Raw genomic sequence first — 16,541 nt, forward strand, 5'->3', positions numbered from 1 at the left:
TCCCCCTTAAAGTGAAAAATATGCCTTTACAAGTTCCGTCAATGCTTCCTGGTCTGCTGCTCCCATCAATTCTCTCGCCGAATGCATTGCCAGAAGCGGGATACCGATATCTACCGTTTTTACCGGCAATAATGCAGATGCAATAGAACCAAGTGTTCCGCCCCCTGCCATATCTGAACGGTTCACAAACTTCTGATATGGGATTTTTTTCAGATCACAGATCTGCTGAATAATCGCAATTGCCTCACAGTCTGTCGCATAGGACTGGGAACATGCCTCCTTGATACAGAAGCCGCTTCCAAGCACCGGTTTATTAGTAATATCCATTTTGCCTGCCTGATTTGGATGCAGACCATGTGCAACATCTACAGACAACAGCATGCTCTGATACAACAGTTCCGGAGCACTCTCCCCCGCTCCACAGGCTTTTAGAATTCGGAGTAACATATCGTGAAGCAATATAGATCCCGCTCCCTGTTTACTGCGGCTTCCAATCTCCTCGTGATCAAACAGTGCGATCAGATTAATACCGTCTTTCCTTTCCGCATCTATGATACCGGATACCAATGCTGCACAGGATGTCAGGTTATCCAGTCTTGGAGATGAGATAAAATCATCCTCTAAGCCGACATACTCCGGCTGTTCTCTGCAATATACCGTCAGTTCAAAATCTAAAATATCTTCTTTTGCAACAGACAGTTCTTTTGCAAGAAAACCTAAGAAATAATCAGCACATGTTTCATTTTCTGCAAGTAATCCTGCAACCGGGATCATATCGATCTGCTTATTCAGCTCCACACCCTTATTCACTTCGCGATTCATATGGATTGCAAGATTTGGGATCGTGAGCAGATTCTTTTGGGATGCAAAATATTTTAATTCCGGTGTAAACGGATCATTCCCTCTTACTGCCACACGTCCTGCCACACCAAGTGGTCTGTCTAACCATGTATTTAAAATTGCACCTCCATACACCTCAATATTAACCTGTGCATAGCGATTCGTTACAACATCACATGACGGTTTAATTCTAAGACATGGAAAATCCGTATGTGCCGCTGCGATCCGGACTGCAGGCTTTTTTTCTTTTTTCATCTCATCCGCAGGAATCGAAAATGCAAACAGAGTGGTATCATGATGATCCACATAATAGCGGCCACCTGCTTTTAAATTCCATTCTTCTTCATAAGCTATCTTTTCAAAACCGGCATCTGCTAAACGCTTTTCACATGCCTTTACCACATGTACCGGAGATACTCCCTCTTTTAATAAATCAAATAAAACTGTTTTCTCGTTCATTGTAGTTCCTCTTTTCCTGTAATACTGATTAAGACCATCCCTATTTTACTATAAAATCAGAAAGATTACATCCTTTATTTTATTTCTCTGGGTTTTATGGTACAATATGCGTAAGCAATGAGCAGTGCCACATGAAAATGAACATAATATGAAAGAGGTATACCGCATGTTAGCGCTCAATATCCCGGAACTCAAAAATTTTATGAACCAGCTTCTGTGTTCAGATACATTCGACCACTTTCTGTTAAAGGAAGCAACCATACAAAAAGATGCCGTATGGAATTTTGACGGAACGATCACACCGGACTTTTTTTCAAAAGAAGAATTAGAAGAACAGGGCTTATCTGACCTTGCATTCCTTCCTTATGGCAGAGTGCGCCAGCACTGTTTCGACCTGATCAAAGGAAAACGTACTCCTAATTATTTCAAATTTGTATTTCTGCTGTCACCGGATAATCTGTCCCGGACACTTGCCAGCATCCAGACTTCTTTTACTCCACAGGATGTAACAGGGATGTTTTTGAATCTGAAGTTCCAGAATGGAAGTCTTATGCTCACAACCGGCGTATCTTATCGTATTTTTTCTACCGATAAATCCTTAGAACACGAATGGGACAGACTCGTCGAGATTTTTCTCAAAAACCACGATATTGTTATTGAGAAATTAGGTTGAAAAATATCCTCTTTTTTCCTTTACTTTTCAAAATTGTTATGATATGCTCTAACTAGCTGTAAATACAGCCAGTAATATTTTTTGGAGGTACTTTTCAATGAACAAAGGTACAGTAAAATGGTTTAACAACCAAAAAGGATACGGATTCATCTCTGACGAGCAGGGCAATGATGTATTCGTACACTACTCAGGTCTGAACATGGAAGGTTTCAAATCCCTCGAAGAAGGCGCTACTGTAGAATTCGAAGTAGTAGAAGGCGCTAAAGGACCTCAGGCAACCAACGTTACAGTAGTAAAATAATTACTACCAGCACAATCAGTAGTTTCACATGTACCTTTTTCTTTTTAAATAGAACCAGTTTTTATTTGTTAGATTAAGATATTGTAAACAATGGATTTAAAAAAGAGTGTCGGCTTTCCGGCACTCTTTTTTATGTAATAGTATTCTTTCTTGTGTAGTCCATTCAAACTGGTCTGCTCAATTTTCACCTGACTGGCATTTTAAAATAAACCAGTGTGCGTTTAAGATATGCATAAATAAATGACAGATAATATCGGTCATAAGAAACGTATGAGGAGAAAAGAAATATGAGCACAACATCTACAACTACTGTAAAAACAGAAAATTCAATCGGTCAGGTACAGTTTCTGACCATCACAGCACTTTTCATTGCATTAACTTATGTATTTACCGCATTTGTCAATGTCAGACTTCCGATCACTGCAAACGGCGGACTGATCCATCTTGGCAATGTTCCGCTTTTTATCTGCGCCATTTTATTTGGCAAAAAAAGTGGTGCACTTGCCGGCGGTATTGGCATGGGACTCTTTGATCTTCTCTCCGGCTGGACAGCATGGGCACCTTTTACATTTATCATCGTAGCGATTATGGGATATGTTGTTGGTGCGATCACGGAAAAACACCACGGACTCGGTTTTGATGCACTCGCCATCGCTGCTGCCTGCGTGATCAAAGTAGTCGGCTATTATATCGCAGAGGGTATCATCTACGGCAACTGGATTGCACCGGTTACTTCCATTCCGGGAAATCTGTTTCAGATCGGTGTTGCAGCCGTTGTAGTCCTGATCGTCATCGAGCCTTTACGCAAAGCAGCAAACAAAATTATTTTCAAATAAAGTTTCATTTGAAAATAGCATTTTTCACTCAAACTTGTAATGCCCAAAAAACGGGCGGGAATGGAGATTAGTATTAATATGTATAAGATCATGACACCCGGACCGGTTCAGGTTCCGGAACCAGTAAGACGTGCACGCAGTTTTGCCTGCACAAATCCTGATCTGGATGAAGAATTTTATGATTTTTATAAAGAAACCTGCGAACTGATCAGCAGCCTCCTTGGCACGAAAAACGAAACGCTGATCTTAGATGGTGAAGGGATTTTAGGACTGGAAGCTGCATGTGCTTCCCTGACAGAACCGGATGATAAAGTTCTTGTCATCGACAACGGTATCTACGGAAAAGGATTTGCAGATTTTGTCAGCATGTACGGTGGTATTCCGGAAATCTACCATGCTGATTACGAAAATACTCTGGATGTGGATGCACTTGCAGAATATTTAAAAGATCATCACGATTATACTTATGCCACTGTTGTACACTGCGATACCCCAAGCGGCATGTTGAATGATATCAGCAGAATCTGTCCACTGCTCAAACAGTACGGCATCTTAACGGTCGTTGACTCCGTTTCCGGTATGTTTGGCGAAAAAGTATGTGTCGATGATTTTCAGATCGACCTTCTCTGCGGCGGCTCACAGAAAGCAGTCTCCGCACCTCCGGGACTTACCTTTGTTGTGGTAAGTGATGCCGCAAAAGAAAAAATGAAAAACCGTAAAACTCCGATTGCATCTTTCTACGCAAACCTGATGGCATTCGACGGTTACTACGAGAAAAAATGGTTTCCATATACTATGCCGATCAGCGATATCTACGGTCTGCGCGCTGCATTTAATCTGATCGCCGAAGATGCGACTTTGTATGAACGACATGCAAGGATCGGTTCTGCTACAAGAGCAGCCGTAAAAGAAGCGGGTTTAAAACTTCATCTGCAGAGCGGGTTTTCAAACACTGTAACTGTTTTTGACATTCCGCAATGTACTGATGCTAAATCTATCCTTGATACAATGCGAACAAAATATAATATCATGCTTGCCGGATCTTTTGATGAACTCTCCGGTAAAGTGATCCGTATCGGTCATATGGGGGAAAATGCAAGGTTAGAGCATATGGTTCCTACTTTAGAAGCTCTCTCTGCTACCCTGACTGAACTTGGTGTCACGCTTAAGGGAAATCTTGCAGATCTGTTTTTGAAGTATTATAGAAAAAAAGAGGCCTAATTGGCCTCTTTCTTTTCCTCTAAACGTTCTCTGATCTGCTGCATTCTGCCGTCTAACTGTGAGATCAGTTCCGCACAAAAGCAGAGATCCTGTGAGATCACCTGTGCATTTTCAATGTCCTTTTTGTATTTTAATTTATGCTCTAAACTTGCCCAGAAATCCATGGCGATCGTTCGAAACTGCACTTCCACACGCATCATCTTTTTCTCATTTGTCAAAAAAATCGGTACTTCAAGGATCAGATGCAGACTGCGGTAACCATTCGGTTTGGGATGACTGATATAATCTTTCTTCTTGATCAGCTTGATATCATCCTGTTTTTCCAGATAATCCGCTAATGTATAAATATCATCGGGAAATGAGCAGATAACACGGACACCTGCGATATCATTCAGATTCTTCTCGATATTATCTACGGAAAATGGAATCTCCTGACGCTTCATTTTCTTCATAATACTGTCCGGTTCTTTGATCCTGCATTTTATCGATTCGATCGGATTCCTGCTGTTTTGTACAGATAACTCTGTGTTCAATACGTCAAGTTTTGTCCTCACCTCTAACATTGCACATTCGTACTGCATCATCAGACAGCGAAACTTCTGTAGTTCTTCAATATCCCCAAAAACATGATCCAGTTCCTTGACTGTTTCAATATCCATGTATTCCATTTGACTTTCTCCTTAGAATCGTTCTTTTGTAACAGCTTCTCCTGACCTGCTACTCTTTCATTACTATTTTACCATACTTTTACGGAAAAGTTATCTAAACTTCTGTGAAGATTTCGGATTATATAATATTTTTACATAAGAGGTGCAAACAAACGCAAGAAACACTGTGTTCCCCTCAAAACAGCAGATCTTCCGCTCTTATATTTTTCTGTTACTTCCGTGCTCTCTGCAAAAATATGTTCAAAATCCTGACGAATCTCCCCTACGGCGTCACAGTTATATAAAAAGGCTCCATTTTCAAAATGAAGATACAAACTCCGGTAGTCCATATTAATGGTGCCACAGGTTGCCGCCTCTCCATCGCAGACACATTGTTTAGCATGGATAAATCCCGGCGTATACTCATAAATACGCACCCCTTGGCGCACGAGTCCTGCATAATAAGAACGTGTTACTTTATAGATCAGTTTCTTATCCGGGATCCCCGGTGTCACGATCCGCACATCCACACCACGCTTTGCAGCAAGTCCAAGAGCACGGTTCATCTCATCTGTGATGATCAGATACGGTGTTGTAAAATAAATTTCTTTTTTGGCATGTGCGATAAGATTCATATAAACGCTCTCTCCCACATGTTCATCATCTAATGGACTATCCGCATACGGCTGGATAAATCCCTCCTGTTTTACTTTATAATCTGTCACCGGCAGGTACTTCTGATAATCCTGGTCTGTCTTTTTTACAACATTCCACATTTCAAGGAACATAACCGTAAGACTTTTTACAGCATCTCCTTCTAAACGGATGCCGGTATCTTTCCACCGTCCATACGGATGTGTGACATTAAAATATTCATTTGCAAGATTGTACCCTCCGGTAAATCCCACTTTTCCATCGATCACTGTAATTTTTCTGTGATCGCGGTTATTCATAAATACCGATAATACTGGAATAATCGGATTGAATACACGGCAGGCAATTCCATTCTCCTCCATACGTTTTCTGAAATCATGATTGATAAATCCAATGCTTCCAACATCATCATAGAAAATACGTACTTCAACTCCATGCACTGCCCGGTCTTTTAACACGTTAAAAATCCGTTCAAAAGATTCTGCCTGCTCGATGGCATGATACTCCATAAATATAAAATGTTCTGCTTTTTTCAAATCTGCAAGCTGTGCCTCTAACCCCTGTGACGCATCCGCATAAAATTCAATATCTGTATTGCGATAAACCGGATAATGACCATATTTCCAGATGTACTCTGTCTGGTTTGCTATTGACAGATCTTTTTTCTGAAGCATTTTTACGACAGTCTCATCACTTTCTAAAAATGGGAAAAGTTCACTGTCAATGCCCTCATAACGTTTTTTCATATTTCTGGTCAGATTTGACCTTCCAAATAGTGCAAATACACACAGACCAAATACCGGAAATGCAGTAATGACCAACATCCATGGCACTTTAAATGCCATGTTTCCATGCATTCCATATATGGCAAATACAACCGAGACCGCGATCAACGTGGAAAAAAGAGAAATTGCTGCCGAATAATTATTCAGCCATATAAAAAGACTGATGATCCATATGACCTGAAGCAATACGCTGATACCAACAAAAATCAATCTTCCTACACTGTTTTTTACTGATGTTTTCTGTTCTGTTCTCATAATATTGAAAAATACCACATAATTTTACTCATGTGGTATTTTCTCCTCCGTTTCTGATTTATTTTTAGTTACGTGCATTCATTTTATCTTTTACATTTGCATCCACTTTTCCAAGATACCCTACCAGCTCATCGGATACATTCACAATGCGCTCTGTTGCCTGATCACACTGTTCAACGATCTGCTGGAATTCTTCCATGTTTTCTGTTGTTACTTTCGCACTCTCGGCATTCTGTTCTGCAAACTCTGTCAAAGAGGTGATTCCACTTTCAATTACCGTCTTATGATCGTCTAACACATTTACTTCTTCGCTGATTCCATCCACAGCATCGCTTGTATTCTTGATCTCCTCATTCAGGGAACGGAAAATTTCTTCCGTATCATGAATCTTCTCATTCTGTTTCACAAACGCTTCTGATACTTTCTGCGTGATCTCCACACTGACGTTTGAATTATCAATCAATGTATTGACGATCTGATTGATCTGTTCTGTTGATTCCCTTGACTGGTCAGCTAATGTACGGATCTCTTCTGCAACAACTGCAAATCCTTTTCCATGTTCTCCGGCTCTTGCAGCTTCAATACTTGCATTTAAAGCTAAAAGATTTGTCTGATTTGAGATTCCGGCTATGATCTCTGTTGCTGTGCGGATCTCCTGTGCAGACTGGTTTGTCAGATCTGTCTGCTGTCTTACATTTTCAATCGCAACACCGCTCTCCTTACTGATATTTACAAGTTCCTCCATGATTGCTTCTGCTGCCTTGTTGCTTTCTTTCATGTGCTCTGCACTTTTTGCAAGCATCGATACATTCTCTGCAATCTTATCGATCGTTCTGCTGATAGCATCGATCTTCTCTTTCATATCGACTGTGTGATCAGCCTGTGAGATCGTATTATCCGTAATAGTAGTCACTGCCTGCTCTGTCTGATCCAGTGAAGCTGTCATACTCTTAAAAATATTCTTAAAATTCTCTGAAACCTCACCAAGTTCCTTCGTTGCTTTCTTTATTCCCAGTACAACCTGTGAAAATGAAGTGATCGACTCCTGAAACGTACGCACAAGCTGTCCGACTTCTCCATCTTTCTCTGCAAGTTTATTTGCTTTCTTAGCAACACCACCGGAAAGTTCCACCTCTGAGCCATCACTCATAAGCTGTCTGAATGCATCCAGGAGTGTTTTGATTGATGCAAAAACAATGCCAAAAAACAGTACAGTTGCAAGACAGATCAGTATCATTGCAACCATCGTACCGATCACGCCATTTTTCAGCAGCTCAAGTACCACGATCTGCCATACTGCCATAATCAGAAAAAATACAACAAAAACACCCATTAATCTTTTCCATGCCATTTTCTTTGTGTCACCCATTTTTATCCTCCAGCTATGTTATTGTCTGAGACTGCTCCACCACAGGTGGATCCGTCTGTTTTGATTTCTGCATGACTTTATTCTCATACATCGCATGATCCGCTTCACGGAACACTGCTGCAAATAAATCTATACTGTCTGTTTCATGGAATGCGATTCCTCTTGCAATCTGTATCTTCTGTTCATACTTTGTATTATTTTTATTGAAAACAATAATACCATTATCAAAGTTTGCCAGCAGTTCCTCGCATTCTGTCTGTTTGGGCTGTTCGATGATGATCACAAACTCATCACCACCGATCCGGTATACAGTATGATCTTTAAATCCTTTTTGGATCAGTCTGCTTGCATCCCGGATGAGCATATCCCCAAATTCATGTCCAAAATTGTCATTGATCTTTTTGAGATTATTGATATCCATGACCACGACTGCATATTTCATATTCTCGGCTGCCGCGCGTTTATCCAGTTTATCCACATACTCCTTATATGCCGCCTTGTTAGCAACACCCGTCAGGGCATCTGTATACGCCTGTTCATTTACATAATCGATATAATGCCGCAGATGATTGACCATCTGCTGTACACTGTCTGCAAGCACTCCAACTTCATCTTTTGACTCACAGTCAATGTTGACATCAAGATCACCGCCTGCAACTTTCTGTGCTGCTTCCGTAAGTTCTTTGAGCGGTCGTATCATTTTTCTGGTAACATGTATTGTGATCACGACTGAAAAAATCATTATCACAACGGTTGAAACCAGAAACAGACGTATAATACGGCTGCTTAATTCATTAATCTCCTGCACCGGTGCTGTAACAGCAAACAGCATACCATTTTCCAGCTGTCTTGCCGTCATTTCTTTCTTTGTTCCCTCAAGATTATAACTGACCAGACTATCCTGTCCTGCTTTTTTGATCAGTAAATTTAACACCTTTCTGATCTTTCCGTGTACACTTCCCTCAGCAAGTCCCTCCGGATAATCATGATGGTAATAAAGAGCACCATTTGTTCCTGCCAGAAAAGCATAACCGCTCTGATAAATCTGTACGGAATCTACCTTTTCCTTCAATAGTGCCATGTCAATATCCATGCCCAGAACACCAATAAAATCTTCATCCTGATATATCGGCACCACATACGAAATGATCCAGTCATTTTTATTCAGATTGTTATACGGTTCCATCCAGAAAGCGTCTTCGTTCTCCAGAGCTTCATAGTACCATCCGACATTCTGTGTGTTATCTTTTGTATATTTTGAAAAATCAACCAGAGAATCTTCGTTAACATCACCTTTTTCATCCCTATACCAGAAAAATCCTGTCTGGTCATCGGCAATTTCAGGATTAACTCTCATATATACTCCACGTGATCCTTCTGTATTTTTCACGGTATGTAGTGAAACTTCCTGTACTTTTTTTACAAAGGCATCCACATTGTCCCTGCCTGTACCACCAATTCCGAGTGCGTTATACTGCTCTATCGTATAATCCCTGATCGTATTCACGGACTGTTCAATCCCCATCAGTGCTGCATCAATCTCCTGTGCCTTATCTTCACAGAACAGATTCATAAACTGTGTGGAATCCTCATTTACAAGTTTATGCGTATATAAAAAACCAACATATCCCAGTGCCAACGCTGTAAGAAGTACACAGCCTACCGTCAAAGCCAGAAATTTAGACTGTAAAGACCTCATCGGCAATCCTCTCTCCTCTTTCTGATATATGTTCTATTATATGCATTTTGTCATAAATTGTCAAAAAATATCACTTATTTTTTGTATGTATTTTTGAACATTTCAAGCAACATTTTCTTGATTTTTTTCTGCATAACATCTAAAATTATTGTGGTATGACCACATACCACAAAGAATCTCGACAATATAAAGGAATCATAACATATGGAATTTCAAAAATTAAACGCACCATCACTCAAAGAATTATTTATATCCGAACTGGAAAATATGATCATTTCCGGCAAACTTCCAATCGGTACAAAACTTCCATCCGAACGTGAACTTGCCACATCCATGCAGGTTTCACGCGCTGTTGTCAACTCCGGTATCGCCGAACTTGAAAAGAAAGGATTTGTCGTGGTAAAACCGCGCATCGGCACATTTGTAGAGGATTACCGCAGAAATGGAACCATGGACACTTTAGTTTCCATTATGAAATATAATGGCGGAGCTTTAAGCCAGGAAGAAATCTGTTCCATCCTTGAGGTTCGTATTCTCTTTATGAGCCTTGCATCCCGCCTTGCGATTGAAACAGCAACGGATGCTGCGATCGAGGGTCTTTCTTTTTACCTTGAAAAATTAAAAAATGCCACAACACCGGAAGATGCTGCAACATCTATCTTTGAGTTCAGTCATGAGCTGAGTTTTATCAGTGGAAATATGCTGCTTCCACTGTTCTTTATATCATTCCGTGATCTTGTATGCAGTCTTTGGGTACGCTATGCAACAAAATACGGCATAGAAGAATTATACCAGAGTGCCCTGTCCATCTATAATTTTGTCCGTGCAAGAGATGTCCGTGGTGCTCTCGATTATATAGAAACTTCTACAACCGAATGCATCAGTGGAACCCGCATGATCTACTGATCTTACTACAAAACAGCCTGACTTTGGATTCCATCTCAAAATCAGGCTGTTTTTTCATATTCCAATCTATACTTTTATTTTGCAAACTGGCTGTTGTACAGCTTTGCATAAAATCCATTCTTCTCTAACAGTTCCTCATGTTTTCCCTGTTCTATGATATTTCCATCCCGCATGACAAGAATGATATCTGCTTCCCGGATCGTGGAAAGGCGGTGTGCAACGATGAAACTGGTACGCCCTTTCATCATACGGGCAAATGCTTCCTGTATCTTGATCTCAGTTCTTGTATCGATCGAGGATGTCGCCTCATCTAAGATCAGCATCGGCGGCAGGCAGAGCATAACTCTTGTGATACATAAAAGCTGTTTCTGTCCCTGTGAAAGGCTTCCGCCATCCTCCGAGATCACCGTATCGTATCCTTTTGGCAGACGTTTAATAAAACTATGCGCATGGGATGCTTTTGCTGCCGCAATGATCTCTTCCTCTGTGGCATCCGGTTTTCCCATCGTGATATTTTCACGGATCGTTCCGCTCCGTAACCATGTCTCCTGCAGTACCATACCATAATTACTTCTTAAACTCTTTCTGGTCATCTCATCAACCGGTATTCCGCTGACACAGATTTTTCCACTGTTTACATCATAAAAACGCATCAGAAGGTTGATGAGTGTTGTCTTGCCACATCCCGTAGGGCCTACAATCGCTACACGCTGTCCCGGCTGTACGGAAAGATTGAAGTCCTCGATCAGCTTCTGTTCCAGTGTATAAGAGAAATATACATGGGACAGTTCCACGCTTCCATCTGCCTTCTCTAACACTTTTGCATCTTTGGCATCCGGTACTTCAACCGGCTCCTCGATCAGTTCAAACACTCGGGCAGCACAGGCAAGTGCATTCTGCAGCTCAGTGATGACACCGGAGATCTCGTTAAACGGCTTCGTATACTGGTTCGCATAACTTAAAAGACTCGATAACTGTCCGACTGTAATGCTTCCTTTTATTGCAAGAAATGCACCGACGACACCGACTGTCGCATAGACAAGGCTGTTGATAAAACGTGTTGCCGGGTTCGTGATACTCGAAAAGAAGATCGCGCGCAGTGAATATTTCTGCAGTCTTCCGTTGATCTCGTCGAACTGCTCTAACGCCTCATCCTCATGTGAAAATGCCTGCACGACTTTCTGGTTTCCAACCATCTCTTCGATGAAAGCGGTCTGTTCGCCCCGCGTCTCAGACTGCAGTTTGAACATGGAAAATGTCTTTTTTGCAATAAAACTTGCAACAAACAATGATAACGGTGTGATGACCACGACCGCAACCGTGATATTCACACTGATCGTCAGCATAAAGATCAGTGTACCGAAAATTGTCACGATTCCGGTAAAAAACTGTGTAAATCCCATCAGAAGACCATCTGCAAACTGATCAACATCCGCGATGACACGGCTGACCACCTCTCCATAAGAATGGGAATCAATATACTTAAGCGGTAAATGTTCGATCCGCTCAAACGCTTCTTTCCGGATATCACGGATCACATTGTAAGTAATCTTATTGTTGCATGCATTCATGATCCACTGCGCGGCTGCCGTGAGCAAAATCACCACTGCCATACGCTCTAAGATCACAAGGATTCCTGCAAAATCAACCTGTCCCTTCGTGATGATCAGGTCGACTGCACGTCCTGTTAAGATCGGGATATAAAGAGTCAGTGCCACGGTAACTGCCGCAAGCACGATCGATAAGCCAAGGTAAAACCAGTATCTCCGGATGTAATCAAGCACTTTTTTTACTGTTGTCTCCTGCTGCTCTGTCACTACTTTCTTCATGCTGTCTTACCTCCTTCCTGTTTTTTAAACTGTGAATTGTAAATCTCCTGGTATACCTCACAGCTTTCTAACAGTTCTTCGCTGGTTCCAAGACCAACGATCTTTCCATCGTCAAGCACAACAATGCGGTCTGCATGCTGGATGGATGCTGCTCTCTGGGAAACAATAAAAACAGTTGTCCCGCCTTCCATCTCACGGATTGCTTTCCTGAGTGCAGCGTCTGTTGCGAAATCAAGTGCGGATGCACTGTCATCTAAAATAAGTATCTCCGGTTTCTTTACAACCGCACGTGCGATTGTCAGACGCTGGCGCTGTCCGCCGGAAAGATTTTTTCCACCCTGTTCGACTTCAAAATCAAGTCCACCCTCTTTGTTGTCAATAAATTCTTTTGCCTGTGCTACTGTGATCGCATTGATCAAATCTTCTTCCGAAGCATCCGGATTACCCCATTTTAAATTTTCACGGATCGATCCATGGAACAATACTGCTTTCTGTAAAACAGTACCGATCTTTCCTCGAAGTTCTTCAAGTGAATAATCTTTGACATTTTTTCCGTCTACTTTGACAGAGCCGGCTGTCACATCATAAAATCTTGGGATCAGATTGACAACCGATGATTTTCCGGAACCGGTTCCTCCAATGATACCGATCGTCTCACCTTTTTTTACCTTAAAATCAATATCTGTTAAGGACTCATCTCCGGCACCTGCATAAGTTAATCCCACATGAGAAAATTCCACTGCATACTCTGTATCTTCAGATTCATCAGAATCCGTTGTCTGTGGCTTGTCCATATTCCGGCTGCATCCGTCTGTAATGGATGACTGCATCTCAAAAACAGACTGGATACGGTTTCCACATGCGATAGATTTGTTGATGTTGATGATCAGGTTCGCAAGTTTTACTAATTCTACTAAGATCTGTGACATATAGTTGATCAAAGCAACAACCTGTCCCTGTGTGATATATCCGTTGTCAACACGGACTGCACCAGTCCATACAAGCACAACGATCGCACCGTTGATGATCACGTAGGTAAGCGGATTCATCAGTGCAGATATTTTTCCAACATAGATCTGTGCTCTGGTCAGGAGATCATTATTCTCATTAAAATGTTCTCTCTCATCCTCTTCCTTATTAAAAGCACGGATCACCCTGCTTCCTGTCAAGTTTTCTCTTGTGATCCCAAGCACTTTATCAAGTGCAGACTGCACTTTTTTATAAAGCGGGATACTGATGAGCATAATACCAAATACGATCACGGAAAGCAGTGGAATGGTGACAACAAATACCAGTGCTGCTTTAATATCAATGGTAAATGCCATGACCATTGCTCCAAATACGATAAACGGAGAACGGAGAAACAGACGAAGTACAAGGTTCACACCGTTTTGTACCTGATTAACATCACTCGTCATTCTTGTGATCAGTGTTGCCGTTCCAACGGTATCCATCTCTGTAAAAGAGAGACTTTCAATATGTGCAAACAGCGCATGACGCAGCTTTGTTGCAAATCCGACTGCCGCCTTTGCTGCAAAATACTGCGCGGTAATCGAGCATGTCAGTCCGATCACTGCAAGCAATACTAACACCATACACATCCGCATAATATAGGTCTTGTCCCCGGAAGCCACACCGGTATCAATGATTGCTGCCATAACAAGCGGTACGATCAACTCGAAGGTTGCTTCAAGCAATTTAAAAAGTGGTCCTAATACACTTTCTTTTTTATAATCTTTTAAATAAACCAGTAATTTTCTCATACAAACTCCAAATGTTTATTTTTTAATTTTTTTCATCTGCTGAAGTCCCAGGATCACTGCCCCGCCGATGATAAAGAACAGGATAGAAAAATTGTGGATCGTCATTGCAGGCTGTGGTGTATCAAGTGTGGTCGGTCCCATGATAACCGCATAAATAGAACCGAGCATTAAACCAACGATCAGAAAGATCGTCTGTGCACGGAAATTTTCAAGTGCCTTACGGATCAGCTTTACAACACTGAAAATGCCAACTAATACTCCACATCCAAATACAAATACAGTTGGAAAACTCTTTAAATTCAAATGCAGGATATCTTTGATCGCCGTCACGATCGGCAGATAAAGCCCCATGATAAGAAGCAGCGTTGATCCGGAAATACCCGGAAGCACCATGGCACAGATTGCAATCGCACCTGCGATAAATACATAAATTCCTGTTGTGACTGTCAGATGCTCTAAATTCATGCTGCTGCCGCCGCCAACCGGGTTAAAATAAGTAATGGCACACACGATCGCTGCTCCAACCAGTATAAATGGAAGATATGCATACTTTCCTTTTAGTGTGTCCAATTCTTCACGGACTACGATCGGAATCGCAAAAATAATAAATCCGATAAATAATGAACTGATCGCATAAATATGGGATTCAAAAACATTTGCAAGAATCAGAATCGCAAGGATCATTCCTGTTACCCAGCCGATACCAAGTTTCAATAAAAAGAAAAATGCTGTTTTCTTTTTCTCCATATTTCCTGTGATCAGATCATCAATGGAATCAATAAACTGATCATAAAATCCAAGCAGAAATGCCACAGTTCCACCGGACACTCCAGGAACACTGTCTGCAAGAGCCATACAAAAACCCCTGATAAACTGTATTATGTACATACGGTTACCTCTTTCTTCCTTATTAGTATTTACATGTGCCATCTGCACACCATACTGCCTATTATAGACGTTTCGCTTCTGTTTTGTCTAGTACGGTAAACATTAATGTTTTATTTTTCTGTCATTTATTTCAATTTTCCGGCGCAATCCCCACAGACAGAGCAGATTGGGCACCGCCATCAGAAAATTAAAAATATCCGAAATCCCCCATACAACATCAAGCGTGATCACAGCCCCAAGATACACACAAAACATATAAATGACCTGATAGATCCGGACACTGTTCTCCCCAAACAGATACCGCACGGCACATTCTCCATAGACATTCCAGCCGATGATCGTGGCAAATGCAAATAAGACCAGCGATAACGACAGCATCTCATCTCCCCACACCGGCAATTCCCGGAATACAGCAAAACACATCCGCTCGCCAGACACTCCCACATAATTGCCCGGATGGGCGATCATACTTGAAACGGAGGCAATCCCAGTGAGCGCACACATCACAACCGTATCCCAGAATGGTCCCGTCATGGAAACGAGTGCCTGATCCTGCGGTGAGACATTCTGTGCTGTCGCAGCTGCCATTGGGATAGAACCAAGCCCTGCCTCGTTTGTAAACAGTCCCCTGGAAATCCCCGTCCTTAAACCTGCCATCACCGTGGTTCCGACCACTCCTCCTGCTGCTGCCTCTGGCACAAATGCAGATGTTACGATCATTTTTACCGCCTCCGGAACCACAGTATGATTTTTGATCAGGATAAAAATACAGCCTCCTAAATAAAATGCACTCATAACCGGCACCAGCCAGGTACACACTTTTCCGATCTGCCTGCTTCCCCCGATGATCACTTTTCCGGCAAGCACACCTGCTGCCATCCCGATGATATGCGGCGATATTCCTATCTGTTCCGTAACTGCCGCACTAATGGAATGTGCCTGTACACTGCTGCCGATCCCAAGTGACGCCAATATTGTAAATACAGAAAATAAAACCGCCAGTCCTTTCTTTTTCATCCCAATTTCCAGCACATACATCGGACCGCCGGTCAATCTCCCATCCTTTTCTTTTTTACGGTACTTCATAGATAAAAAACACTCACCATAACAGGTCGCGATTCCAAGCACACCGGTGATCCAGCACCAGAACACTGCACCTGCACCACCGATCGCTATCGCTGTGGAGATACCGATGATATTCCCTGTTCCGATTGTAGCAGCAAGTGCTGTCGCAAGCGCCGTGTAAGACGCATGATCTGTATCCGAAAAGCTGAGTCTGATCCCCTGCGGGATTTTGCGCTGAATGAATTTCAGACGAAATGTAAAATACAGATGTGTTCCAAGAAGGAGCAGGATCTGCCCCGCGACCGCAAACTGGCTGATTTTTTGCATAAGAAATCCCCGTATACAGATACC

At 41.9% G+C, this 16,541-nt stretch carries 14 protein-coding genes; 5 read left to right on the forward strand and 9 right to left on the reverse strand.

Features of this window, described 5'->3' with window-relative positions:
- Positions 1-6 precede the first annotated feature (6 nt).
- Positions 7-1,299 (reverse strand): M18 family aminopeptidase, encoded by a 1,293-nt coding sequence (locus tag DXA60_RS11350; RefSeq protein ID WP_117921306.1) that lies wholly within the window; start codon positions 1,297-1,299, stop codon positions 7-9.
- Positions 1,300-1,465: 166 nt separating this feature from the next.
- On the opposite strand from DXA60_RS11350, the gene DXA60_RS11355 reads away from it, so the two are divergent.
- The 4 genes from DXA60_RS11355 to DXA60_RS11370 all read left to right on the forward strand — a co-directional run bounded on the left by DXA60_RS11355 (position 1,466) and on the right by DXA60_RS11370 (position 4,330).
- Positions 1,466-1,972, forward strand: coding sequence for a DUF5721 family protein (locus DXA60_RS11355; protein ID WP_243006861.1), 507 nt, complete (start codon positions 1,466-1,468; stop codon positions 1,970-1,972).
- Positions 1,973-2,069: 97 nt separating this feature from the next.
- Entirely contained in the window at positions 2,070-2,273 is a 204-nt protein-coding gene (locus DXA60_RS11360) for a cold-shock protein (RefSeq protein ID WP_117921308.1), read from the forward strand.
- 287 nt (positions 2,274-2,560) lie between these two features.
- On the forward strand, positions 2,561-3,109 hold the full coding sequence (locus tag DXA60_RS11365; protein ID WP_117921309.1) for an ECF transporter S component: 549 nt from the start codon (positions 2,561-2,563) through the stop codon (positions 3,107-3,109).
- Positions 3,110-3,187: 78 nt separating this feature from the next.
- A complete protein-coding gene (locus tag DXA60_RS11370; RefSeq protein WP_199536215.1) occupies positions 3,188-4,330 on the forward strand; it encodes a pyridoxal-phosphate-dependent aminotransferase family protein in 1,143 nt (380 codons plus the stop codon).
- Here the strand turns inward: DXA60_RS11370 and DXA60_RS11375 are convergent.
- From DXA60_RS11375 to DXA60_RS11390, 4 genes are all read right to left on the reverse strand, one after another.
- Complete coding sequence (locus tag DXA60_RS11375) at positions 4,327-4,998, reverse strand: GTP pyrophosphokinase (RefSeq protein WP_117921310.1); 672 nt, start codon at positions 4,996-4,998, stop codon at positions 4,327-4,329. The two genes, DXA60_RS11370 and DXA60_RS11375, sit on opposite strands and share 4 nt — an antisense overlap.
- Positions 4,999-5,129: 131 nt before the next feature.
- Positions 5,130-6,671, reverse strand: coding sequence for a cardiolipin synthase (cls, locus tag DXA60_RS11380; RefSeq protein ID WP_117921357.1), 1,542 nt, complete (start codon positions 6,669-6,671; stop codon positions 5,130-5,132).
- Between the two features lie 64 nt (positions 6,672-6,735).
- Positions 6,736-8,040: a methyl-accepting chemotaxis protein gene (locus tag DXA60_RS11385; RefSeq protein WP_117921311.1), complete on the reverse strand. Its 1,305-nt coding sequence runs from the start codon at positions 8,038-8,040 to the stop codon at positions 6,736-6,738.
- Positions 8,041-8,053: 13 nt separating this feature from the next.
- Positions 8,054-9,739: a diguanylate cyclase domain-containing protein gene (locus DXA60_RS11390; RefSeq protein WP_117921312.1), complete on the reverse strand. Its 1,686-nt coding sequence runs from the start codon at positions 9,737-9,739 to the stop codon at positions 8,054-8,056.
- 204 nt (positions 9,740-9,943) lie between these two features.
- Here DXA60_RS11390 and DXA60_RS11395 point away from each other — a divergent pair, with 204 nt between their 5' ends.
- The gene (locus tag DXA60_RS11395) at positions 9,944-10,645 is read left to right on the forward strand and encodes a FadR/GntR family transcriptional regulator (protein WP_117921313.1); all 702 of its coding nucleotides are present in this window, start codon (positions 9,944-9,946) and stop codon (positions 10,643-10,645) included.
- Between the two features lie 74 nt (positions 10,646-10,719).
- Here the strand turns inward: DXA60_RS11395 and DXA60_RS11400 are convergent, their stop codons facing one another.
- The 4 genes from DXA60_RS11400 to DXA60_RS11415 form a co-directional block, all read right to left on the reverse strand.
- On the reverse strand, positions 10,720-12,474 hold the full coding sequence (locus DXA60_RS11400; protein WP_117921314.1) for an ABC transporter ATP-binding protein: 1,755 nt from the start codon (positions 12,472-12,474) through the stop codon (positions 10,720-10,722).
- Entirely contained in the window at positions 12,471-14,237 is a 1,767-nt protein-coding gene (locus tag DXA60_RS11405) for an ABC transporter ATP-binding protein (RefSeq protein WP_117921315.1), read from the reverse strand. The genes DXA60_RS11400 and DXA60_RS11405 overlap by 4 nt, the downstream gene beginning before the upstream one ends.
- 15 nt (positions 14,238-14,252) lie before the next feature.
- On the reverse strand, positions 14,253-15,125 hold the full coding sequence (locus DXA60_RS11410) for a DUF368 domain-containing protein (RefSeq protein WP_117921359.1): 873 nt from the start codon (positions 15,123-15,125) through the stop codon (positions 14,253-14,255).
- Positions 15,126-15,227: 102 nt separating this feature from the next.
- Positions 15,228-16,517, reverse strand: coding sequence for an alanine/glycine:cation symporter family protein (locus DXA60_RS11415; RefSeq protein WP_117921316.1), 1,290 nt, complete (start codon positions 16,515-16,517; stop codon positions 15,228-15,230).
- Positions 16,518-16,541: the final 24 nt, after the last annotated feature.

Source organism: Roseburia sp. OF03-24 (assembly GCF_003463035.1).
Taxonomy (GTDB): Bacteria; Bacillota; Clostridia; order Lachnospirales; family Lachnospiraceae; genus Roseburia; species Roseburia rectibacter.